The following is a 22,907-nucleotide window of genomic DNA, read 5'->3' as shown; positions in this document are numbered from 1 at the left end:
AACAATTCCTATGTTGAAAACGGGTGTTTGCACAAAACCAAATGGAAAGAAAGATATAAAATGCATAAAAGGATGGAAAGGAGATCGGTGCATGAAAAAATTTATCCAAAGAGGGATGACGATATGTGTCTTGTTTACTTTAGTTTTAATGCTGCTTCCACATGAAATGTTTGCTATACAACCAAGCGCGGATACATCTTCAATAGCAAGCTTTGAAATGAAATGGACGAGCGCTGCTGTAGATGGTTGCATTGAATATGATGCAAATGATGTAAGTAAAGTTACACTAACACCTGCTGAAAATAAAGCAAAAGCTGCAGGTACATCCATTACCGCACAGGTAAAAACAGAATTCACGCAAGCAAACATTCGTCCAGGTGAAATTGAGATAATATTACCGAAAGCGATTTTCATTGATAGGTCAGGACAGCAGACAGGTAATTTTTCTATTGGTTTACCTGATAATGGAGATCAAAATAGTTTTTATTATAAGATATCTGATGATGGCAATAGTCTTATAGTGACAAATTCGCAAGAAATTACACAGGCGCATACACTGATCTTTGATATAACGTATTATACTTATAATGAAGCTGTAAATCAAAAACCAAGTGCTATTTCATCAGGTTCTATTGGTAAGGTACAGGCGGAACTATATAGGAATGGTACATTATTACATAAAGCGGATGAATTGCAGGTTACCCAGATCACAAAATCAGATTTGATATCCTTAACAAAGAAGAAATATAAAAAATATGAGACTTGGCAAAAAGAGTGGGGAGCAAAACCAGCGGATGCAGAAGATTATTTTTTTGTGAATTGGTTAATCAAAGGACAATTTGATGCAAGTATGACTAGACCATACCAACTACTTTTAAAAGATGTAGTTGATAACAATGGTACTATTTTAGGCTGGTATGACCCTTATTTTTCCAAAATTGAACCTGGTGATACATTTGGAAACAACGTATTTCATATAGGGGAAGAGGACTTTATGATCCAAGGGGATGAAGCACAACTAGAAACACCATATTTTATCACCCATGTATTAGTGAAATATCCAAGGAAAGATGCAATCAAAAATTCGCTATATAAAAATAAGGTGTTTGCAAAAGTTATTGATTTATATCCTAATGAAATGCCTACGCTCGATCAGGAAAAAAGTGCTGATGCAAGTTACAGTTATGTAGATTTTAACTTTAAATACCCTGAAGGGAACAGTTGGATTAATAAGGGATTTCATAATTATATATGTTGGGGCGGCAACGCACCGGGTTTCTTCAATTTAATGGAACAAGCTCATATAAATGATGAATTACCTGAATTACAGGGGCATTGGGCGAATGAAATGACAACGGATGGAGGTATTTATACCAAAGGCGATGGATTGCCTGACAATGTTTTGGATAGTTATGGGAAAAAGAGCTATAAAACCGAATTAGTAGATGATTTTGTTACATTAGAGGATGAGCGACTGCAAGAGAACGATTATGTATTTAGCGCTGTGCATGTGGTTATCAATGAGTTTGATATGACGGCGAATGAGGATATAGGAGGCTATCTATTTAATGAAAATACGGAATATGGGAATTGGGAACCTGCTGATCTATATGGTAGAAAAAGCTTTGATGGTGAATGGATAAAATTAGGAAAGTTTATATGTGTTGGCAATAAAATATTTAATTTTATAGATAACGATGGTAAAGTATTTGAAAACATTGATAGAAATAATACAGTAAAATTGCCAGCAGGGATTATTGCATTGAAATTAGAACACGAATCAAAATATTTTAAAAACAAATTGAATTTAGATATTCGCATTCAATTAAGAAAAACCGCCCATGTTGCTAGTCTGATTGAGGGAAAAGATTCGATTATGCTCTATAACATAAATTCGGGCAGAATATTTGATAGTAATGGGAAATGGGTAAACCAGAAAAATACCCTTACCATTGAAGGCTCTGAAAAAATAAAAGAACAGATGATAGAAAGAGATAAAGCAGAATATTGTATGGAAGGTGCGTTAGGAAATCATAGCAAAGCTTGGGTTCTTTTAGAAGGTTATCCAACAACCAGCAATATGCAGAAAGAAATAGTTAAAACGACAAATGATACAAAAAATCAACAATACGATATTGAGTATCAGAGCTATGCATATGAGGCAGCATATTCAAATTATGCCGATCCCTTTGATGAAGCATCAGATAATGGAACGCTCAAAGAACAAAAGTCAGGAACGTTTTATGATTTATTACCAAAAGGAATGTATGTAGATGTAGGAAAGATTAAAGTGACTACTGTATATCGACAGGGTGGTACTACTTTTTTACCAGATAAACCATGTGATTTTACGGTACAAATAAAAGAAAATTGGAAGAACTCCGGAAGAACCATGATGATCATTCAGGTAAGTATGAAACCAGGTGAAAAAAATAGTATAAAATATACAAATATTCAACCTAATGGCTGGGAATGGGAAAGTGGTTTTCTGTTACAATATCATGGGTATTATCCTTGGGAATCTTGTTTTGATTTTGGAAGAAATATAAGCAATAGTATTGCCTACAAATCTGGTAATGAAAGTATAACAAATGGCTATCCGGATATGCCGGATGCATCATTTTCTGATCAAAAATGGTTCATTGATATCGACGAAGATGGAAAAGCGGGGGAAAGTGCTCAGAAAGATACTTTGTATGCTTCTGTTTCGACGAGTCTTACAGGGGATACATTTTCAAAATTAGGGTTCTTTAAGTCTGTGAAAAACCAACAGGAATTGAAATATGCAGCTTCCACAGAAGTATTAACGGGCGATAGCTATAGTTATCGTTTACAGTATTCTTCACAAGATACAGCGAAAGCTAATAATTTAGTTTTATTTGATGTTTTGGAAAATAATGCTGGAGAAAGAGAACATTGGAAAGGAACTTTACAAAGTGTTGATGTGTCATCGGCGCTTCGTAAAGGTGTGGATGCTAAGGTTTTATATTCCATGAAAAAAGATATCATATTATCTCATGATGATGCCGGTTTAAAAGGGGATGCCAATATTGAAGATGAGACAATATGGAGTGCAGAAAAACCAGCGGATATGTCAAAAGTTACAGCAGTTGCTATTGATATGCGTAATACCGTAGAAGGAACGCCGTTTGTATTAGAATCACAGCAACAAGTCTCTGCGATTCTTCATATGAAGGCACCAATTGATATAATAAAGCAAGATATGGAAAAGAAGATATTGGCATACAATACCTCATGGGTAAATGCAAACACACAGGTTTCCAATGTTGAGTGGCAAGATTCTTTATTAGAAACAACGGAAACAACGGTGGCTATACGTGAACCTGAAATGGAAATCCATAAAACATCAACACCTGCCTCCGGAACTCAGGATCATCCGGCAAAGGTGAAAAAGCATGATGAAATCAACTATGATATCAGTGTAAAAAATGGGGAAACATCTTTCTTATTGAATGCTATTAAGGTGGAGGATATCCTGCCTTCAGGATTGGATATCCAATTGGATGCTATTGCGTGGTATTTGGGTAATGATTCCACAAAACAGCAACTTGTGAAAGATTCGCAATTTGTAGAGGTGATGCAAGATGCTAAAAACAAACAGAAGCTGATCTTTACAATTGAAGCGCTGCAGGCTGAGCAAGAGCTCCATTTTGTCATTCCTACCAAAGTAACTGATAATGGCGATGATACTCTATTTGTAAATACGGCGAAAATCATCGAGGTTCATCAGCATTCTTTTGAAAAAGAAAGCGAAACAACGTATCACGAATTGGATATTACAACAGCCGATTTCTTGTTTTATAAAATAGATGAAGAGGGAAATAAGTTGGCAAATGCGAAGTTTGCTGCATATGAGCTGAATTGTAAGAGTGATGCGCATGATCATGCAAAAGATATAGTAAAGCTTGATCAAGATGGCAACGTAGTATCGAATGATCCATGTTGGAAAAAACGTTCAATCGCTATATCGCAGGAAAGTGATGGCAGTGTCAAGTTAACCGGTTTAAATATAGAAAAACAGTATCGTCTTGTAGAATATATGGCACCAATCGGTTATGTACTACCAGCAGGGCAATGGATGTTGGCATACGATACACAACAAAAGGCTTTTCAAATTACAGGTAGTTTGGATAATCCTCCTGCTTTTGAAAGAAAAGAAGATGAATCTTTTGAACTCATGAATTATCGATTAAAAGAAATACCGATCACAGGAAGTATCGGCTATGATGAACACCTTTATCTGCTTGGATTAGGATGTATTTTCTATGGTAGTCTGCTGTTTTGGAGAAAAAAGAAAAAATTAAAGGAACGTGGAGGAGAATGAAAATGAAAAATAAATGGTTAAAGCGAGTCCTGACAACCATGGTTGCCATAGGGATGGTACTCATGACACAAACAAGCAATGTTTCTGCTGAAATCAGTGCAGACAGTAAGGTTCAAGTAACCATAACTGGTGTTGAAAATGGTACCGAATTGTCAATGTATAAGATCATTGATATACAGATAGAAAATGGTGCTCCCAAAGCGCCGGTATATACATGGGTGACTGGCGTCCAAAATTGGGTGAAAGACAATTATCCTAGTTATATAGGAGAGAACCATGAGGTGACAACAGAATTCAAGAATTTGCTTGAGGATGTGGAAAAAGCAAAAAGCTTTTATGAAAAAATGGCGGCAGAAATTCATCGCTCACCTTCAACGATCGCGATAACAGCAGCGAAAACGGCTACTGCCAGTGCGCCTTCTGTTACGTTAACGGATATTGGCTTGGGATATTATCTGATTTGCGCAAAACATGGTGTAGAACAGGTTTATACACCTACAGGTTTCAATATAGCACCAGTCGAAGAGGAAGGGACATGGAGTGTGAATGATCAAACGGTTACTATGAAATCTTCAACTCCGACAATTGTTAAAACGGTTATTGATCCAACGGATACGACGGTAGCTATTACAGATAGCGTCTGCTATCAGCTGACAGCTCAAATTCCGACATATCCAGAAGATGCCAGTGCTATCACTTTTGCAATCGGTGATAAATTATCAGAAGGATTGACTTTAAAGCCGGATACGATTGCCGTGAAGGAGGCTAGTGGAAAAGAAATAGCCGCAACCAATTACGACGTTAAGAAAGATCCTGGAAAAACGGCTAAGCTAACTGATTATACATTTGAAATAGTATTCAAAGAAGCTTATATAAAAGCGAATCCTATGTTAAACGTACAGGTTACTTATGATGCTGAGGTTAATGATAAAGCCTTAACGATGGACGCATTAAAGAATATTGCCTATATTGGATATAATCACGATCCTTATGATACACAATCTTATAAAGAAAAAACGACAGAAAAATTGGTATATACTTATGGGATTAAGGTATTGAAGGTCGGCGAAAGCGGAACTGATATTTTAAAGAATGCAGAATTTACGTTATCTAAAGATGGTACTTCATTGAAGTTTAAAAAAGCAACAGATGGTTCTTATGTTATCAATCCAAAGGGGGATACTGTTTTAACAGTAGGAACTGATGGGCATTTTACGATACAGGGTATAGATGAAGGAAGTTATGTCTTAAAAGAAACAAAGGTTCCGGATGGTGGCTATGTATTACCGAATGGAGATATAACGATAGCGTTAAAAGATAAAAATGGGAATGGAAGTTTAGAACAAGATGAGGTAACATTAACAACAAAAGGGACTTATGAATTAGAAGGAACCGTGGAACTAGAAACGAATAAAGTAGTAATGAAAGTAAAAAACAGCAAAGCAAAAGATATGCAACTGCCAATTACAGGGGGAGCTGGAACCGTATTGTTTAGCATAGTCGGAATTGTCTTTATGCTTGGTGGTGTCCTTGTGATTGTAAGAAATAGCAAGCGACATGCATAAGAAAAGAAAATGGTCGGCCTTCCTGGTACCTGTGCTATTTATAGCGATAGGTGCCGGGATTTTCCTTTATCCTCATATCAGTAACTGGTATATGGAAGAGCAGCAAAAAAAAGTGATTCATCAATATCAGACAAGCATAGCTCGTGAGAAACAAGAGGACATACAGAAGTTATGGAAAGCCGCTATTACATATAATGAAAATCTTTCCGGTGACCCGGTACATGACCCTTTTGTGAAAGGTAGCGGCTATGTGCTTCCAAAGGATTATGAAGAAGTTTTAAATGTCAATCATGACGGTGTGATGGGCCATTTAACTATCGGTAAAATCAATGTATCTTTACCTATCTATCATGGTTGTGGTGAAGAGGCCTTGAAAAAAGGGGCTGGACATTTGGAAGGAACCTCACTACCGATTGGAAGAAATAGCCAGCATGCAATTTTATGTGCTCATCGAGGTTTACCAAGTGCATTACTGTTTACTAAGTTGAATGAGTTGGAAAAAGGGGATTCCTTTCGCATAACGGTATTAGATAAAACTTTTTTCTATGAAGTAGATGAGATACGCGTAGTAAAACCCAAAGAAGTCGAAAAATTGCGCATCATAAAAGGTAAGGACTATGTAACTTTAATGACATGTACACCATATGGAATAAATACGCATCGCTTGTTAGTAAGAGGCAAACGCGTACAAGCCATCCATGAAGTGGATGTGACATCGCAAGAAAAAGAGAAAACGGAAAACCTATGGATAATAGGTGGAGGCATCATCATATTGCTTAGTTTGGTATGCGTTTTAAAATTGAGAAAGAAGGCAAAGCATGAACAAGGGACGTAACTATCTACTTGCCGCAATCATGGTAGTAGGAGGACTGCTTATTTGTCTGTATCCCAATATTCAAACACAGCTGCGTAAACATCAGATAGCTCAGGTCATTCAACAATTTGAAAATGACAGTGTTACAGATAGGGAAGAATGGTATCAAAAGATGGTTAGATATAATAAGCGATTATGTCAAGAAGGTCAAATAGGTGTGCAGGATGCATGGAAGAGTAAGACGAATCGTACAGATGAAACGGTAATTGGTATTATGCGAATACCAAAGATGCAGCTAAATCTTCCTATATATCATGGAGCAAGTGAAGAGCATTTACGGAAAGGGTTAGCATTACTTAACAATACAAGTATGCCCTTAGGCCAAGCTTCCGCAAACAGTGTGATTGCAGGGCATCGAGGCGGATATGAAGGGGAAGCGATGTTCAAAGATATTGAAAAATTAGTAAAGGGAGATCGTATTTATATAAGAAATCATTGGGAAACCTTGCAATATGTCGTTATGAAGACAGAAATCATCGAACCTAATGAAATCGAGAAAGTATGGATTCAGGAAGGCAAGGATATGATTACTTTGATTACCTGCCACCCATATCCGACCAATAAACAGCGCTATCTTGTTTATGCACAACGGGCTAGCAAGGATCATGAAGAAACAAAAACGCCTACTACAAAACAACCAGCAAGTACGGCATCACAAAAACGAATCGAGAAGGAACGCTTATGGAATCGCTTGGCTATCGGAATGGGTTTTGGTATCTGTATTTTCCTTGGTTTTTCTTTCTTGCATTACAAACGGAAGCATCGCTAAAAGATAGATACCATCTGCATAACCTGAATAATTTCAGGCGTTTGGTGTATGCATACATTGCGTCTTCATAATGCATTGAAAATAGTGCTTCATATATTTTCAGAAAATATTGTAATAAAAATGAAATTAAACCTATACTGTTGTTTCAAAAAATGGTAAAATAGTGGCTGTAAGGAAGGAGCAATGCATATGAAAATAGGAATTGTAGGATATGGCAACCTTGGAAAAGGTGTCGAATGTGCAGTTACAAACAGCAAGGATATGGAGCTTATCGGTGTTTTTACGCGTAGAGAGCCATCAACATTAAAGACATTGACCCAAGCACCAGTCTATTCCATGGATTGCATATATGAGAAAAAGGATGAAATTGATGTTTTAATCTTATGTGGAGGCAGTGCTAACGATTTGCCTAAACAAACCGCTGAACTGGCTAAACATTTTAATGTCATTGATAGTTTTGATACACATGCAAACATACCGGAACATTTTGCTATGGTGAATTCAGCAAGTATGGAAGGCAAGCATATCAGTATAATTTCTGTTGGCTGGGATCCGGGCTTATTTTCATTAAATCGTTTGTATGGACAGGCGATTTTGCCACATGGCCATGATTATACCTTCTGGGGGAAAGGGGTATCTCAGGGACATTCTGATGCGATACGACGCATAGAAGGTGTACAAGATGCCCGACAATATACGATTCCTGTAGAAGGAGCAATGGAAAAAGTACGCAATGGTGAGCATCCGGTGTTGAGCGCTCGTGAAAAACATACACGGGAATGTTTTGTCGTGGCCAAAGAAGGTGCAGATCTTGCGCGTATTGAAGAGGAAATCAAAACGATGCCCAATTACTTTGCGGATTATGATACGACCGTGCATTTTATCACACAGGAAGAATTGAATGCGCATCATAAAGGCATTCCACATGGCGGAGTTGTCTTACGCAGTGGTACCACAGGATTGCACGATGAGCATAAACATGTGATAGAGTATAAACTAACGTTAGATTCAAATCCAGAATTCACGTCAAGTGTGTTAACCGCATATGCCAGAGCAGCCTATCGTTTAGCCCAAGAGGGACAATACGGCTGTAAAACAGTATTTGATATTGCGCCAGCCTATTTGCATGAGGCAAGTGGTGAAGAATTACGAAAAAAGCTATTATGATCTTACACAGGATAGAAGAATTCTATCCTTTTCTTCTGCATGTGCTTTTAAAGTCATAAGAATTGGCATAGTAAATTAGTGTGTGTCTTTCAAGAAAGGCAGTATGAAGAAGATAAATTTTTATATTTCTGTGAAGATGTAAGCATTCCCATGAAAAAATTATATTTTCTATATTCATTCATGAAAAAATAAGGTAAAATATACACGTATTACAAAAAGAGAGAGTTTAATTGGAGGTAATTATGAGTGGTTTTTTTGGTGTAGCATCGAAAGAAGACTGTGTATTAGATGTATTTTTTGGCGTTGATTACCATTCCCATCTGGGAACAAGACGTGGTGGAATGGCGATTCACGGTGATAAAGGTTTTGGAAGAGCAATCCATAACATAGAGAATTCACCATTTCGTACAAAGTTTGAGAAAGATATTGAAGAATTCAGTGGGAATATCGGCATTGGCTGTATTTCTGATAACGAAGCGCAGCCATTATTGGTAAAATCACATTTAGGTTCCTTTGCGATTACCACGATCGGACGTATCAACAATGTCCAGGAGTTGCAAGATTTGTGTTTTGAAAAAGGGGTTACGCATTTCTTAGAAATGAGCACAGGAGAAGTGAATCCTACCGAACTTGTGGCATCTCTTATCAATCATAAAGATACGATCGTCGAAGGTCTGCGATATGTACAAGATGTTGTAAAAGGCAGTATGAGCATTCTGTTAATGACTTCAGAAGGTATTTATGCCGCTAGAGATCGTGTAGGAAGAACTCCGATTGTCATTGGTGAAAAAGAAACAGGTTTTTGTGCAACCTTTGAAAGTAGTGCCTTCCTTAACTTAGGGTATCATCATTATCGTGATTTAGGTCCCGGGGAAATCGTTTTTATCACGCCTCAGCGTATTGAAGTAAAACAGAAACCATTGGAAAAGATGAAAATTTGTAGTTTCTTATGGGTATATTATGGTTATCCTACCTCTACGTATGAAGGTGTCAATGTAGAGTGTATGCGTAATCGCTGTGGCGAACTGTTGGCAAATCGTGATGATGTAGAAGTTGACAGTGTAGCAGGTGTTCCTGATTCAGGGATTGCTCATGCCGTGGGCTATGCCAATGCATCAGGTGTACCATTTGCACGTCCATTCATTAAATATACGCCAACCTGGCCACGTTCCTTCATGCCGACCAGTCAGAAACAGCGCTCAATGATAGCGAAGATGAAACTGATTCCGGTACAAGAAAAAATCAAAGATAAACGTCTGCTTTTGATAGATGATTCCATTGTTCGAGGTACACAGTTAGGTGAAACGACTGAGTTCTTGTATGAAAGTGGCGCAAAAGAAGTTCATGTTAGACCTGCATGTCCACCGATTATCTTTGGCTGTAAATATCTCAACTTCTCACGTTCTAAATCCGAGATGGATCTGATTACCCGTCGGGTGATTCGCAAACTGGAGGGTGACGATGTTTCTGATGAGGTATTAGCAGAATATGCCAATCCAGACAGTGATCGTTATAAAAAGATGTGTAGCGAAATCTGTCAACGTTCTAATTTCACATCATTGCGCTATCATCGCATTGACGATATGGTAAAGGCAATCGGTTTGGATAAATGTCAGCTATGTACCTATTGTTTTGATGGTGTAGAAGATGATAATGGAAAAGATGGCGAAGGCAAAGAATAAAGTTAAGGGCTGTGCAGATGCATAGCCTTTCTTCATCTTCACATCAATGTGTACCCAAAAGGAGCATAATGTATAAACTTTGTTTTCGGTTTTTAAAGGAAATGATATAATAGCTTGGGAATCATAAAGCAGTTTTAGAAATGTGCAGATGACACAAAAAAATAGTTTAAAAACCGTACAACTAGATCGAGGGATACCATGCATAAAGAAGAGAAAAATGTCCTGTATGTGATCAATTCAGCATACCGATATTACAGAATATAGAACACTGCAAGATGTAGCAGATAATGGGAAAAGATGATGAGGAGGTATTTAGATGGACAAACAGGAAAAAGATAACAACATGCATATTTGTGCAGGTCTGTTGGCTCATGTGGATGCCGGAAAAACAACGCTTAGTGAGGCAATGTTATATCGCAGTGGAAGCATACGAAACTTAGGCCGCGTAGATCATCAAAATGCATTTCTTGATTATGATGAGCTAGAAAGAAATCGGGGTATTACCATATATGCGAAACAGGCAGCTTTGCATTGGAAACAGCTTCATATGAATTTTGTGGATACACCTGGACATGTCGATTTCAGTGCGGAAATGGAGAGGACTTTAGCAATTTTAGATTATGCTATTTTGATTATCAGTGGCAGTGATGGGGTACAGGCCCATACGGAAACGATATGGCAGCTATTAAAGGCCCATCAGATACCTACTTTTGTATTTGTGAATAAAATGGATATTTCTTATCATAGTAAAGAAGAACTATTAAAAGAAATGAATCAGAAGTTAGATAGCCGTTGTATTGATTTCATGCAAGAGGATGCTAGTTTGATGGAAGATGTGTCGATGTGTGATGACGCATTAATGGAAGCGTATCTGACACAGGGAGTTCTTGAAAAAGATGCGATAAAGACAGCGATTGCGCAAAGAAAGGTGTTTCCCTGTTATTTTGGATCGGCATTAAAATTGGATGGTATTGATGCCTTTTTAGATGGTTTAAAAACATGGATCAAGCCAAAACAATATGGCGATACGTTTGGAGCCCGCATTTATAAAATCAGTCATGATGAACAAGGAAATCGGCTTGCCCATGTAAAAGTAAGTGGTGGTGTCCTGAAAGCGAAAATGAAGATCAGTGATACAGAAAAAGTAGATCAATTACGGCGGTATAGTGGCAATCGCTTTGAGGTGATTCAGGAAGCATTGCCTGGTGAAATCTGTGTTATCAAAGGGATACGTCAGCTGCAGGCAGGAGATGGTTTGGGCTTTGAGGAACATCATACAGAAGTGGAAAGTGTAGCCGCAATGAATTATCGAATGGTTTTACCTGCGAATACGGATGCTTTTGCGACGATGCGTAAATTAATTCCCTTAATGGAAGAAGATCCACAGTTACATATTACTTATTCAGAGATGAAAAAAGAAATACGTGTACAGCTAATGGGTGAAGTGCAGATGGAAATACTGAAATACACGATTGCACAGCGTTTGGGTCTTTCAGTAACGTTTGATGAAGGCATGGTGAATTATAAGGAAACGATAGAACAGGAAGTTGAAGGAGTCGGTCATTATGAACCATTGCGTCATTACGCGGAAGTTCATTTACTATTGGAACCACTTGCACCAGGCAGTGGTATCCAAGTAGATAGTATTGCTCCATTAGATAAATTGGATCGGCACTGGCAGCGACTTATTTTAAATCATATACAAGAAAAAGAACATCTCGGAGTATTGAGTGGATCACGAATAACAGATATGAAAATCACTTTATTATGTGGAAAAGCACATCTGAAACATACGGAAGGCGGTGATTTTCGGCAGGCGACATATCGTGCGATACGTCAAGGACTAATGAAAGCAAAAAGCGTTCTTTTAGAACCATATTATCGCTTTCATGCTGAAGTGGCAGCGATGCATCTCAGCCGTCTCATCTATGATCTAGAGTCCATGAAGGCGCATTTTTCTATTTTGTCACAAGATGAGGATCTATGTATTTTAGAAGGGGAAGCTCCTGTTGCATGTATGCAATCTTACCAACTTGAATTGCGATCGTATACTGGCGGAAAAGGGAAATTAAGCTGTTTTCTGGATGGCTATCGTCCATGTCAACAGGCCGCTGATGTGATTTCACAAATTGGTTATGATGCACAACGTGATTTGGATAATCCATCCTCTTCCATATTCTGTATGCATGGCAGTGGCTATCAGGTATCATGGGATAAAGTAGAAGACTATATGCATTTACCATTACGTAGGCAATCTCCTTCTGAAACAAGTTTCAAACATGAAAATACAAAGGTTGATGAGAAAGAATTACAGCGTGTTTTTGAAAGTATTTATGGAAAGCCAAAGGATAAAAAACAACCGAAAAGGAAACCAGGGAAAGAAATACCTGCTACGGAAATCAAGACTCTGAAAATCTTACCAGAATGTCTATTGGTCGATGGTTATAATATTATTTATGACTGGGACGAATTGCGTGCTTTGGCAAAAGATCAGATGGATGCGGCAAGAGATCGCTTGATTGATAAATTGAATAATTATCAGGGATATCGCAAATGTGAGGTAATCCTTGTCTTTGATGCGTATCGCGTGAAGCAATCAGCACAGACAATCAGAAAGCACGGAAATATACATGTTGTGTATACGAAAACTTCACAGACAGCAGATAACTACATCGAGATGGCTACACATAAGTTGGCAAAGGAATATCGTGTCCGTGTCGCAACAAGTGATGGTTTGGAACAGCTAATTGTTATCGGTCAGGGAGCACAAAGAATTTCTGCCAGAGAATTTCAAAAAGAGGTCGAGGAACATCATCGAATTTCTTCACAAGAATATAAGCAACAACCCGTTTTCCGTCATCAAGCATTGACGGCTTTAAGGGAACAAAAAGATGTGAAAAAAGATAAGTAATGTATACCCTTACACATAATTTCTGGAAATATTTGTAAAAAAATTTCTATAAAAAATCAAAAAATTGAGGTTTATTCATCGAATTCCGGGTGTTTATATGCGCTGGAACAGGTGAAGGATGATATTTTCAGCACAAAGATGATGGGAGAAGGAATCGCTATCAAAACCGATGACGCTTACGTTTTTTCCCCAATATCAGGAACAATTGAGATGATTGCAGATACGAAGCATGCAGTCATTGTGAAAAATGAAAGTGTCAATATACTTGTTCATGTAGGTGTTGATACATGCATGTATAAAGGAGAGGGTCTACAGGTGCTGACGACAAAAAATGCAGAAGTAAAGGTCGGTGATCCTTTAATCAAGGTTGACAGACAATTCTTTAAAGAAAAAAACATAAATACAGATACCATTTTAATTTTCATGGATTGCGAAAGTGAGCGTATTCAGTTGTACAGTGAGAACTTAGTCACGCAGGGGAAGACAGCCATCGCCAGTATTTGCAATAAGAAGCAATAAAAATGGGTAATTATAAAATAAGTAAGGTTTTAAACAATAACGTTGTTATTGTATGTGATGAAAAGGATAGAGAGCTCATAGCTCTGGGTGGCGGTGTAGGCTTTGGAAAGAAACGCGGTGAATATATCTCAGATGAGGATATGGAAAAGAAATTCATTGCCGCGGACAGTGAAGATTTATATAAAAAACTTTTTAACACATTAACACGTGTATCTGTAGAATATGTTGATATTGTCGATTATACGGTAGAAATAGTAAAAAAGGATTTGGGTATTAAGCTGAATCCACAAATCTATGTACTGCTTATGGATCATCTTTCCTTTGCTGTTGAAAGAGCAAAAGAGCATTTAAATCTATCATGTCCTATGTTAGCAGAGATTAAGATTATCTATAAGAATGAATACAATGTTGCGAAAAAGGTATTGGATTACTGCGAGAAGAAATTGCATATTCGCTTACCTTCCAGTGAAGCAGGATTTATTGCCATGCACATTATGAACGCTACCAACTGTACATCTGACATCAATCAGACATTGGATGTCATGGTTATCGTCAATGGTGTTGTACGCATCATAAAAGAGTATTATCAAATCGAATTTGAAGAAAATAGTTTAGATTATTTACGCTTATTAACACATCTGAACTTCTTTGCGAAACGGATCGTGTTAAAGCAAATGGAAGAAAATGATCAGGAAGTTATTGAGTTACTCCAAGGGAAATATCTGGAGGCTCAAAAATGTGTGGATGAAATAGTCAAATATGTGAAAGAAAATTTCGGGTATACGATTTCGGAACAGGAACGTATCTATTTGGCTATCCATATTAACCGAAACGTGAAAAAGAAATAGGTACTGGGAGTGTTACTGAAAAGGCAGACCCGGTGATAAGTACGCACAGGAAAGAGTTGCGCTACTTTATCATCGGGTCTTGTTTTTTTGAAATAAAGATCCTTGGAATCAGAAGTGGCCACATGATGCAAGAAAAGAAAGGATGATTACAAACCAACACTAACAATGTTAAGTAACAAAACGCAACAACAATCTTATCAAATAAACTTGGAAAGGAGATTAACATTCAAATATTGAACGTTATAAAAGCATTATGAAAGAAAAAATATCAAGAACCATGCAAAGCTTTGCTCGTGGTATTTTACAGCCTGTATTTTTTGCGGCACTTATGGGAATTGTAGTGGCTATTTGTCAGATTTTGCAATTTGATTTTATGCCAGACATCGTAAGCACTTTCGCAAAACAAATATCTGGAGCAATGACATATATTATTGGAAACCTGAGCATTCTGTTTGCCATTGCCTTGGCAACACATTTCGCTAAAAGAAACAAAATGGAAGCAGCTATTCTTGTTGTATTAACGTATTTAACCTTTATGTCCTTAAACAATGCCATGTTGAATGTGACTGGAAAACTGTCAGATGCTGAAATGCTGATGGGGACAGGTCAGAAAATGGAGCTTGGCATGCAAATTACCGATATGGGTGTCTTCCTTGGAATCATTTTAGGTTGCCTAGTCGGTTATATGCATAATAAGTTTAGTTCAACTTCCTTTAAAGGGTTGCTAGAGCCATTTGGCGGTGCTAAATTTACCTATTTCTTATTAATTTTTGTAGCCTTTGCCTTTTCTCTAATTGCTGTTTATGTATGGCCGTTATTGTCCGGCGTGATCTATAGCATTACACAATTCTTAGGAGAATCCGGTGGTATCGGTGTATTCCTCTACGACTTCTTGAAACGTCTATTAATTCCGACCGGTTTGCATCATTTTATCTGGACACCATTATTCTATACTGAATTAGGTGGTGTTGCTGAAATCGCAGGACAGGTATATGCAGGAGCACAACCAATCGCTTTAGCAGAATTAGCAAATGCTAATAGTATTACTTCTTTACATGAATCCATGCGATTCTTCCAGACGAATATTTCCGTTATCTTTGGTTTCCCTGGAATTGCAATGGCTATCATTGCGACTGCGAAACCCGAAAATAAAGCAAAGATTAAGAAATTGGTGATTCCGGCATGTATTGCTTGCGTCATGGCTGGACTTGGGGAGCCGATGCTATTCCTCTTTATCTTCTGTGCGCCGTTATTATGGGTTGTCGATGCCGTTCTTACCGGGGTATTTGCGACGGTTGCTTATCTGATTGGTATACAAGTATACTGGCGTGGATTATTAGAAACCATCTTACAGAATTTCGTATTAGGAGCTGGATTGACCAAATGGCCTTTAGCATTAATTTTAGGTCCGATTGCGACGATTACCTGGTTCTTTGTCTTTAAGTTCCTCATTGTGAAATTCAATTTAAAGACACCTGGTCGTACCGATAATTTAGAAGATCTTAGTGATTCTCAATTGGCATTAAACACAGATGGTGAAGTGACTATTTCTGATAAAGATATGATTACCGGATTGATTATTGAAGGTTTGGGAGGCAAGGATAACATTCTTGCAGTAAGCAATTGTTTTACACGTTTACGTGTCGATGTGAAGGATGAAACTCTTGTAAATAAAGAGATGCTGAATAAAACAGGCAATAGTGGAATCGCCATGAATGGCAAATACATTCAAGTGATTTATGGACCTGCCGCAAGAGATCATCGCACAAGGGTTTGTGAAGCGTTAGGATTAGAAGATTAAGTCAAAGGAGGCAATATGAGTGATAAACAATTGTTGATGTCAGTATTGCAACATCAAAAAGGATTCGCAAGAGCGCCGTGGGTGCCCTTTGCAGGAGTACATGCAGGTTCGCTATGTGGCTATGATGCCAATGAAATCTTACATGATGCAGATAAGCTTGTTGAGGCATTGATGAGTGTTAACACATATTATCATCCGGATGGACAGCCTGTTATTTTCGATCTTCAATTAGAAGCAGAAGCTTTGGGTTGTGAACTGTACTGGGACGAGGGAGGAAAAGTACCTCCCACTGTCCGTACACATCCTTTTGAAAATGAAAAGAAGATACCATGTCGCTGCATGATACCAGAGGAAGAAGATGGACGGTTTCCGATTGTTCTTAAAGCTATGCGGAAAATGAAGGAACTTGTTTCTGAACATACGGCATTATATGGATTGATCTGCGGACCATTTACCTTGGCATCACATTTACGAGGACAAATGCTCTTTATGGATATGTATGATGATGCGGATTATGTTCATAAATTAATCGCTTTTTGTAAAGAGGTTTGTGCATCTGTTGCACAAATGTATCTGCAAAATGGTATGGATATTATCGGTTATGTCGATCCTTTATTATCGCAAATATCATCTGAGCATATCGAAATGTTTTTGCTAGATGCATATGCGGAGTTGTTTCAACATTTAAAAACGTGTCATGTTCCTTCCTGCTTGTTTGTCTGTGGGGATGCTACGGCGAATCTGGAAGTCTTATGTCGAATGAAACCAGATTGTCTCTCGGTTGATGAAAACGTGTGTATGAAGGATGCTTTGGCAGTATGCCGAAAATATGATGTGGTTTTAGGAGGAAATATCCAGCTTACGATTACTATGCTGCATGGTAGCTCACAGGACAATATGAAGGCGGTCATTGATATTATTGAGCAATGTGAAGGTACAGATGATTTGATTATATCACCGGGCTGTGATATGCCCTTTGATGTTCCGGTAGAGAATGGTATCGCTTGTTATCAGGCAGTCACTGATTATGAGAATGTTAAAACAGCTTTACAATATTATGATCCTGAACAGACATTCGATGATGTCGAAATAGAGCTTTTACACTATGATGATTTGCAACGGCCAATCGTCGAAGTATTTACATTAGATTCACGAACATGCGCAGCATGTACCTACACGATGAATATGGTTAAGGAAGCATATCATCGCCAAAGTGATGCTTTTGATTACATCGAATATATGTATGTAGATAAAGCAAGCATAGCGCGTTGTCGCAAAATGAATGTAGAGCATCTGCCCTGTATTTATGTAAATGGAAACTGTATATGGTCCTCACGGATACCTACAGTAGATGAATTTTTAAGTACCATTAAAAAAATAGGAGGTAAGTAAATGCCATTATATAAACAATTCCCTAATGCCGAATATCCGCCATTATCCAGGGAAGAAATTCGCAGTCTGATTAAGGGTGAAGGTGCCTTGCGCCCTGCTGTTATCATCCATGGTCATTGGATTCATGTTGATGAATTAAGTGAGTATAAACATAAACCAATCAATGATTTGCATGAACGTATGCCTTGTGATGCCGCTCCGTTTTATATGAAAAAACCGGCCATTTTTGGGAAAAAGGGGGAGTTTTGCTACTGTGATGTAGAAGGGGCAGATCCATCATTGAAAAGAAAGCCGGGAGAATCCGTTGCTGTTGATGAAGAAAATGCTTTGGATTGGGATGTAATTGAACAGATTTCCGAAAATTGTCCGGATGCCGAACATCCTGATTTATTTGAAACAGCGCCACAAGAAGATGGAAGATATCGCTTAATGTCGATTACGCCTTTCTTCATGTGGTATCAAGTAAAATTCCGAGGGTTACAAAATACGCTGTTGGATATGTATTTGGAACCTGAGCGTGTTCATAAACTGAATCAGAAACGCTTGAAATACATTTTACGGACGATGGAACGTGGGGTACAGGAAGCTAATATTGACGGGATTACGGTGTTAGATGATATCGGAATGCAGACAGGGCCGTTTATGTCCAAAGAATTATTTGATGAATTTTACTTACCTTACTATAAAAAAGTTTGTGAGCGTGCCCATGAATTAGGTATTGATGTTTGGTTCCATAGCTGTGGAGACATCCGTGAATTATTACCATCATTAGTAGAAGCCGGAATTGATGTATTGCATCCTGTTCAAAAATATTGCATGGATGAAAAAGAAATCGTGGAAACATATGGAGATGATTTGGCCTTTTGGTGTGGATTTGATTTGCAGCGTTTATTTCCATTTGGCAATGTCGAAGATATTCGTGCAGAAACACGATTCTTAGCAGATACCTTTTGGCAGCCGCATAAAGGTAAGATGATTTATACCATCAGTAACCGTATTGGGGATAATGTACCTTTGGAAAACTATTTGGCATTTGTGGAAGAAGCATATCGCTATGGATCACAGATTGAACAAAAGGGAAATGGACAGCATGCATCTCCCGCTTATGCAGATAAAGAAAAATGGTATGGGATAGAAGCAACTACCACATCAGATGAATAGGAGAGATAACGATGACAAGAGAAGAATTGTTAAAGGCAATTATTACAGAATTGCAAAAAGGAAAGATCAAGGATTTTAATGAGCATGTTCAAGAGGCATTGCGTGAACAAATCCCGGCCACCGTATTATTAAATGACGCCTTTTTAGTAGCTATGCAAAATGTTGCTGATAAATGGTCACAGGGCAAAGCGTTTATTCCCGAAGTGTTAATTGCTGCCAGATGCTTAAATTCAGGATTGGATTTAATTGGCCCTGAATTATTGAAGCATAACGTTGAGACGAAAGGAATCATTGTATTAGGTACTGTTAAGACGGATTTACATGATATTGGTAAAAATCTTGTAGGATTGATGTTGAAATCAAAAGGTTTTGAAGTGATTGATCTGGGGGTAGATGTTGCGCCAGAAAAATTTGTTGAAGCGGTAAAGACCTATCAGCCCGATTATGTATGCATGTCGGCTTTGCTGACGACCTCAATGCCATCCATGAAACAAACGGTGGAAGCATTAATTGCTGCCGGATTACGCGATAGCGTTAAGATTTGTGTAGGGGGAGCACCGGTCACCTTGGCATATTGCCAACAAATTGGTGCCGATATTTATGAACCCGATGCGATAACCTTAGCGCAGCGATTGCTTGACTTATCATCATAAGATAAAGAAAGATAGTATGATGAAACTAAGCTTTAAAAAAGCGGAACCGTTTTGGTCAACGTTGTCAGAAAATTCTTGTCTGTCTGCGGCATGTGCTGGAAATCAGACATGCGGGAAATGCCGTATTACGCTTGTACAAGGAACGATGCCAATAACGGATACGGAAAAAAGGCTGTTAAGCAAAGAGGAAATTAAGGCCGGAATACGTTTGGCGTGCTGTCATGAAAAAGCTGAAGAAGATATAGCAATTTCAATTAATCAAGAAACCGGATTTCGCATTCTGGGTTCTTTGCAAAAACAAGTATTTGCGAATAAAACACAAAAGGGCATCGGCATTGCGATTGATTTAGGAACTACTACCGTGGTAATGGCATATATCGATCGCAAAACCGGGGAGGTTTTATGGGAAGATGCCTTTGTAAATCCACAGCGTAGTTTCGGCGCTGATGTCATAACGAGAATTCAATATTGTAATGAACATGGGGTAGAATCATTACAAAGTATTCTCTTGCAGCGGATGAAAAAGAGCATTCAAACATTTCAAAGCTGCTTTCAAAAAGAAATATCTTGCATGTATGTTTGCGGGAATCCTGCCATGGCGCATATCTTTCAAGGCGTTGATCCCAGAAAAATCAGTGAATATCCATATACTTGTCCTATTACAGAAACACAGATCCTTACGGATAATTGGTTTCAATTACCTATGACGGTACCTATCACGATCTTACCCCATTTTTCAGCCTTTGTCGGAGGCGATATTTTAGCCGGTATTATTTCCTTAAGTACGCGTATGAAGGAGCATACGATGCTGCTTGATTTGGGGACGAATGGTGAATTGGTCTTATGTCATCACGGGAAGATGTATGTGACGTCAACGGCTGCCGGACCTGCCTTTGAAGGTGGGAATATGAAACATGGAATGGCAGCAACCGATGGTGCGATTTATCAAATTCGTTACGAAAACGGTTGGTGCTTTAACACAATTGGAAATACGAAACCAATCGGCATTTGCGGTAGTGGCTATATGGAAGGAATTGCTGAATTATTAAGAATGAAGGATATGGATGAAACCGGTTATTTAAAACAAACATGTCAATTATCTGCAAATGTTTCCATTGTACAAGAAGATATTCGCAATTTTCAATTGGCTAAGTCGGCCATTCGTACCGGTATCGAAAGCTTATTAGCCACATGTCAATTAACAGCATCGGATATTCAACATGTTTATATCGCAGGTGGTTTTGGAAAAGCATTAAAGATACAGACATTGATTACTCTGGGTATCTTACCGGCAGCATTTCTTGGACGTTGCTCCATAATTGGTAACAGTGCTTTGCAAGGAACTATTCAAATCATGCAAACAAATGCGCTGTCAAAAGCAGAAACTTTACAGAAAGAAGGTGTCTGTGTGGAATTGGCACAACAAGAAGGCTTCATGGATACCTATATGGAGCATATGTGGTTCTTATGAAACAAATCATAGCATGTGAAATTTTTCGTCCTTTTTTTGATAAGATCAAGCAGCAACTGCCATATGCCTATACGATAACTTATGTAACCATCGCATCACATAATCATCCTTCACTGCTTCACGATAAACTACAGAGTCTTTGTGATGAAGCATACGATGCAGATGAAATTATTTTGTTGTATGGCATTTGTGGAAATGCAATTGAAGGCCTTTGTGCCAGAACCTGTGATATGTATGTTCCAAGGGTACATGACTGTTTTGCGCTCTTATGTGATGATAACTGTGCTGAGGATTTACAGGTTAAAAATGCATGTTGGAGATGCTTATCAAATATGGATGGCAATGATCAAAATAAGGAATATGCATCTTATATTGAAAGCTATGGAAAAGAAATGGCAGATTATGTAATGCATATGCTGTATCATGAGCAAACGTTATTGTACGTCACGTTTCATACTCAAAAAGACAATGAGAATATAGCGAACTTAAAGGAAACTCATAAAGTTGAAGTAATAGAGGGAACATTGGATAAGCTGAAAAATATATTATTACCAAAAGATGGGCAAGGACTTCTCCATGTGCGAAAGGGAAATAAGATATGTTGTCTTTATGATATGGTAGAGGTCATGAAGGAAAAAAGCATATGAAAATTATTTGTGTCCATGGCTTTTTAGGAAGCGGGAAGACTACCTTGATTAAACGATTGATTACCCTTTTAAAAGGGCAGCGAATCGGACTTTGTATCAATGAGTTTGGTAGTGTGAACATTGATCAAGAAGAATTTAAAGGGATGTCGATTCCTATGACAGAGATTCATCATGGTTCTATCTATTGTACTTGTCGTCAATATGATTTTCTAGATAAGTTGCAACAGATGTTGTCTTTTGATTTGTCCTATATTGTAATTGAAACGAGCGGTTTCAGTGATCCAAGTACGCAAAAATCAACGTTTGCTTATTTAAGGAAACAGGGATATATATTCTCAATATGCAATATTACTGTTGTAGATGCAGTGACGTTTGAAAAATGGAGTCGGGTAGTGCCTTTATTACATCGTCAACTTCAACAGTCGGATTATATTATAATAAATAAAATATCTTTCGTGACTAAGCAAAAAAAGCAAACATTACATATACATTTAGAGAGTATCTATCAGACACCAATAATAGAAACGGATTATTGTCAAATTCCTTTACAAATCTTGACCGATCATTATACAAATAAAGCAAATGAAGAAATAATTCATCAGAAATATATGGATTTATCTTCTACAGTGTGCCTAATTGCTAAAGATATGTCTTTAAGTAAATTACTTAAATATTTGGAAATATTACAAGATAAAATTTTTCGAGCAAAAGGTTATTTACATTTAGCTGAGGGTGCTTTCTATATAGAACTTGCAGGGGATCAATTATCTTGGAAAAGCATAGATGGAAAGAAAGATAATCTGCTTGTCATTTTGTATTCTGCACGTTTCACATCAAGTTCTGAAATAGCTTCAACATTACATTCAAAGATATGGGAGGTGCGTGAGAATGATTCGGCAAATACTGAAAAAAGCAACAAACAATGAGGTTTTGAATGAAAAAGAAGCGTTGGAACTTTTATCCATAACGAATTTATCTACATTACATTCAAAGATATGGGAGGTGCGTGAGAATGATTCGACAAATACTGAAAAAAGCAACAAACAATGAGGTTTTGAATGAAAAAGAAGCGTTGGAACTTTTATCCATAACGAATTTATCT

16 protein-coding genes are annotated in these 22,907 nt (G+C 37.8%); all 16 read left to right on the top strand.

Features of this window, described 5'->3' with window-relative positions:
* Window positions 1-91 precede the first annotated feature (91 nt).
* The 16 genes from ACESSZ_RS01960 to ACESSZ_RS01885 all read left to right on the top strand — a co-directional run bounded on the left by ACESSZ_RS01960 (window position 92) and on the right by ACESSZ_RS01885 (window position 22,731).
* Window positions 92-4,345, top strand: a complete 4,254-nt coding sequence (locus ACESSZ_RS01960; RefSeq protein WP_008687380.1) for a SpaA isopeptide-forming pilin-related protein — start codon at window positions 92-94, stop codon at window positions 4,343-4,345.
* Between the two features lie 2 nt (window positions 4,346-4,347).
* Window positions 4,348-5,910 carry an isopeptide-forming domain-containing fimbrial protein gene (locus ACESSZ_RS01955; RefSeq protein ID WP_008687382.1) on the top strand — a complete coding sequence of 521 codons (1,563 nt, stop codon included), beginning with the start codon at window positions 4,348-4,350 and terminating at the stop codon, window positions 5,908-5,910.
* Window positions 5,903-6,745 (top strand): class C sortase, encoded by an 843-nt coding sequence (locus ACESSZ_RS01950; RefSeq protein WP_008687384.1) that lies wholly within the window; start codon window positions 5,903-5,905, stop codon window positions 6,743-6,745. Before ACESSZ_RS01955 ends, ACESSZ_RS01950 begins: the two co-directional genes overlap by 8 nt.
* Window positions 6,729-7,553: a class C sortase gene (locus ACESSZ_RS01945; RefSeq protein WP_008687385.1), complete on the top strand. Its 825-nt coding sequence runs from the start codon at window positions 6,729-6,731 to the stop codon at window positions 7,551-7,553. Before ACESSZ_RS01950 ends, ACESSZ_RS01945 begins: the two co-directional genes overlap by 17 nt.
* A 183-nt stretch (window positions 7,554-7,736) precedes the next feature.
* A complete protein-coding gene (locus ACESSZ_RS01940) occupies window positions 7,737-8,720 on the top strand; it encodes a diaminopimelate dehydrogenase (protein ID WP_008979490.1) in 984 nt (327 codons plus the stop codon).
* A 242-nt stretch (window positions 8,721-8,962) separates the two neighbouring features.
* A complete protein-coding gene (locus ACESSZ_RS01935) occupies window positions 8,963-10,402 on the top strand; it encodes an amidophosphoribosyltransferase (protein WP_008687387.1) in 1,440 nt (479 codons plus the stop codon).
* Between the two features lie 316 nt (window positions 10,403-10,718).
* Window positions 10,719-13,313 carry an NYN domain-containing protein gene (locus ACESSZ_RS01930; protein WP_331866700.1) on the top strand — a complete coding sequence of 865 codons (2,595 nt, stop codon included), beginning with the start codon at window positions 10,719-10,721 and terminating at the stop codon, window positions 13,311-13,313.
* Between the two features lie 3 nt (window positions 13,314-13,316).
* On the top strand, window positions 13,317-13,832 hold the full coding sequence (locus ACESSZ_RS01925) for a PTS sugar transporter subunit IIA (protein ID WP_499842682.1): 516 nt from the start codon (window positions 13,317-13,319) through the stop codon (window positions 13,830-13,832).
* Between the two features lie 2 nt (window positions 13,833-13,834).
* Complete coding sequence (locus tag ACESSZ_RS01920; RefSeq protein WP_008689462.1) at window positions 13,835-14,680, top strand: PRD domain-containing protein; 846 nt, start codon at window positions 13,835-13,837, stop codon at window positions 14,678-14,680.
* Window positions 14,681-14,933: 253 nt separating this feature from the next.
* Window positions 14,934-16,481, top strand: coding sequence for a PTS transporter subunit EIIC (locus tag ACESSZ_RS01915; protein WP_017144588.1), 1,548 nt, complete (start codon window positions 14,934-14,936; stop codon window positions 16,479-16,481).
* A gap of 15 nt (window positions 16,482-16,496) precedes the next feature.
* Window positions 16,497-17,873 (top strand): uroporphyrinogen decarboxylase family protein, encoded by a 1,377-nt coding sequence (locus ACESSZ_RS01910; RefSeq protein ID WP_008689460.1) that lies wholly within the window; start codon window positions 16,497-16,499, stop codon window positions 17,871-17,873.
* Complete coding sequence (locus ACESSZ_RS01905; protein WP_008689459.1) at window positions 17,874-19,034, top strand: uroporphyrinogen decarboxylase family protein; 1,161 nt, start codon at window positions 17,874-17,876, stop codon at window positions 19,032-19,034. It begins immediately after the preceding gene.
* A gap of 11 nt (window positions 19,035-19,045) precedes the next feature.
* Window positions 19,046-19,687: a cobalamin B12-binding domain-containing protein gene (locus ACESSZ_RS01900; protein WP_008689458.1), complete on the top strand. Its 642-nt coding sequence runs from the start codon at window positions 19,046-19,048 to the stop codon at window positions 19,685-19,687.
* Between the two features lie 16 nt (window positions 19,688-19,703).
* Window positions 19,704-21,158 carry an ASKHA domain-containing protein gene (locus ACESSZ_RS01895; protein ID WP_117547148.1) on the top strand — a complete coding sequence of 485 codons (1,455 nt, stop codon included), beginning with the start codon at window positions 19,704-19,706 and terminating at the stop codon, window positions 21,156-21,158.
* Window positions 21,155-21,805 (top strand): DUF1638 domain-containing protein, encoded by a 651-nt coding sequence (locus ACESSZ_RS01890; RefSeq protein WP_008689456.1) that lies wholly within the window; start codon window positions 21,155-21,157, stop codon window positions 21,803-21,805. Before ACESSZ_RS01895 ends, ACESSZ_RS01890 begins: the two co-directional genes overlap by 4 nt.
* Window positions 21,802-22,731: a GTP-binding protein gene (locus tag ACESSZ_RS01885; protein WP_008689455.1), complete on the top strand. Its 930-nt coding sequence runs from the start codon at window positions 21,802-21,804 to the stop codon at window positions 22,729-22,731. The genes ACESSZ_RS01890 and ACESSZ_RS01885 overlap by 4 nt, the downstream gene beginning before the upstream one ends.
* Window positions 22,732-22,907 lie beyond the last annotated feature (176 nt).

Origin of the sequence: Eubacterium sp. 3_1_31, assembly GCF_964249515.1 — a bacterium.
Lineage (GTDB): Bacteria > Bacillota_I > Bacilli_A > Erysipelotrichales > Erysipelotrichaceae > Longicatena > Longicatena caecimuris.
Note: the sequence above shows the minus strand (reverse complement) of the source record. Positions and strands in the feature narration are given on the sequence as shown.

Excerpts from the sequence above, each read along its gene's own strand:
- ACESSZ_RS01960 (WP_008687380.1), top strand. The coding sequence starts at position 92 with ATGAAAAAATTTATCCAAAGAGGGATGACGATATGTGTCTTGTTTACT.
- ACESSZ_RS01955 (WP_008687382.1), top strand. The coding sequence starts at position 4,348 with ATGAAAAATAAATGGTTAAAGCGAGTCCTGACAACCATGGTTGCCATA.
- ACESSZ_RS01950 (WP_008687384.1), top strand. The coding sequence starts at position 5,903 with ATGCATAAGAAAAGAAAATGGTCGGCCTTCCTGGTACCTGTGCTATTT.
- ACESSZ_RS01945 (WP_008687385.1), top strand. The coding sequence starts at position 6,729 with ATGAACAAGGGACGTAACTATCTACTTGCCGCAATCATGGTAGTAGGA.
- ACESSZ_RS01940 (WP_008979490.1), top strand. The coding sequence starts at position 7,737 with ATGCATATGAAAATAGGAATTGTAGGATATGGCAACCTTGGAAAAGGT.
- ACESSZ_RS01935 (WP_008687387.1), top strand. The coding sequence starts at position 8,963 with ATGAGTGGTTTTTTTGGTGTAGCATCGAAAGAAGACTGTGTATTAGAT.
- ACESSZ_RS01930 (WP_331866700.1), top strand. The coding sequence starts at position 10,719 with ATGGACAAACAGGAAAAAGATAACAACATGCATATTTGTGCAGGTCTG.
- ACESSZ_RS01920 (WP_008689462.1), top strand. The coding sequence starts at position 13,835 with ATGGGTAATTATAAAATAAGTAAGGTTTTAAACAATAACGTTGTTATT.
- ACESSZ_RS01915 (WP_017144588.1), top strand. The coding sequence starts at position 14,934 with ATGAAAGAAAAAATATCAAGAACCATGCAAAGCTTTGCTCGTGGTATT.
- ACESSZ_RS01910 (WP_008689460.1), top strand. The coding sequence starts at position 16,497 with ATGAGTGATAAACAATTGTTGATGTCAGTATTGCAACATCAAAAAGGA.
- ACESSZ_RS01905 (WP_008689459.1), top strand. The coding sequence starts at position 17,874 with ATGCCATTATATAAACAATTCCCTAATGCCGAATATCCGCCATTATCC.
- ACESSZ_RS01900 (WP_008689458.1), top strand. The coding sequence starts at position 19,046 with ATGACAAGAGAAGAATTGTTAAAGGCAATTATTACAGAATTGCAAAAA.
- ACESSZ_RS01895 (WP_117547148.1), top strand. The coding sequence starts at position 19,704 with ATGATGAAACTAAGCTTTAAAAAAGCGGAACCGTTTTGGTCAACGTTG.
- ACESSZ_RS01890 (WP_008689456.1), top strand. The coding sequence starts at position 21,155 with ATGAAACAAATCATAGCATGTGAAATTTTTCGTCCTTTTTTTGATAAG.
- ACESSZ_RS01885 (WP_008689455.1), top strand. The coding sequence starts at position 21,802 with ATGAAAATTATTTGTGTCCATGGCTTTTTAGGAAGCGGGAAGACTACC.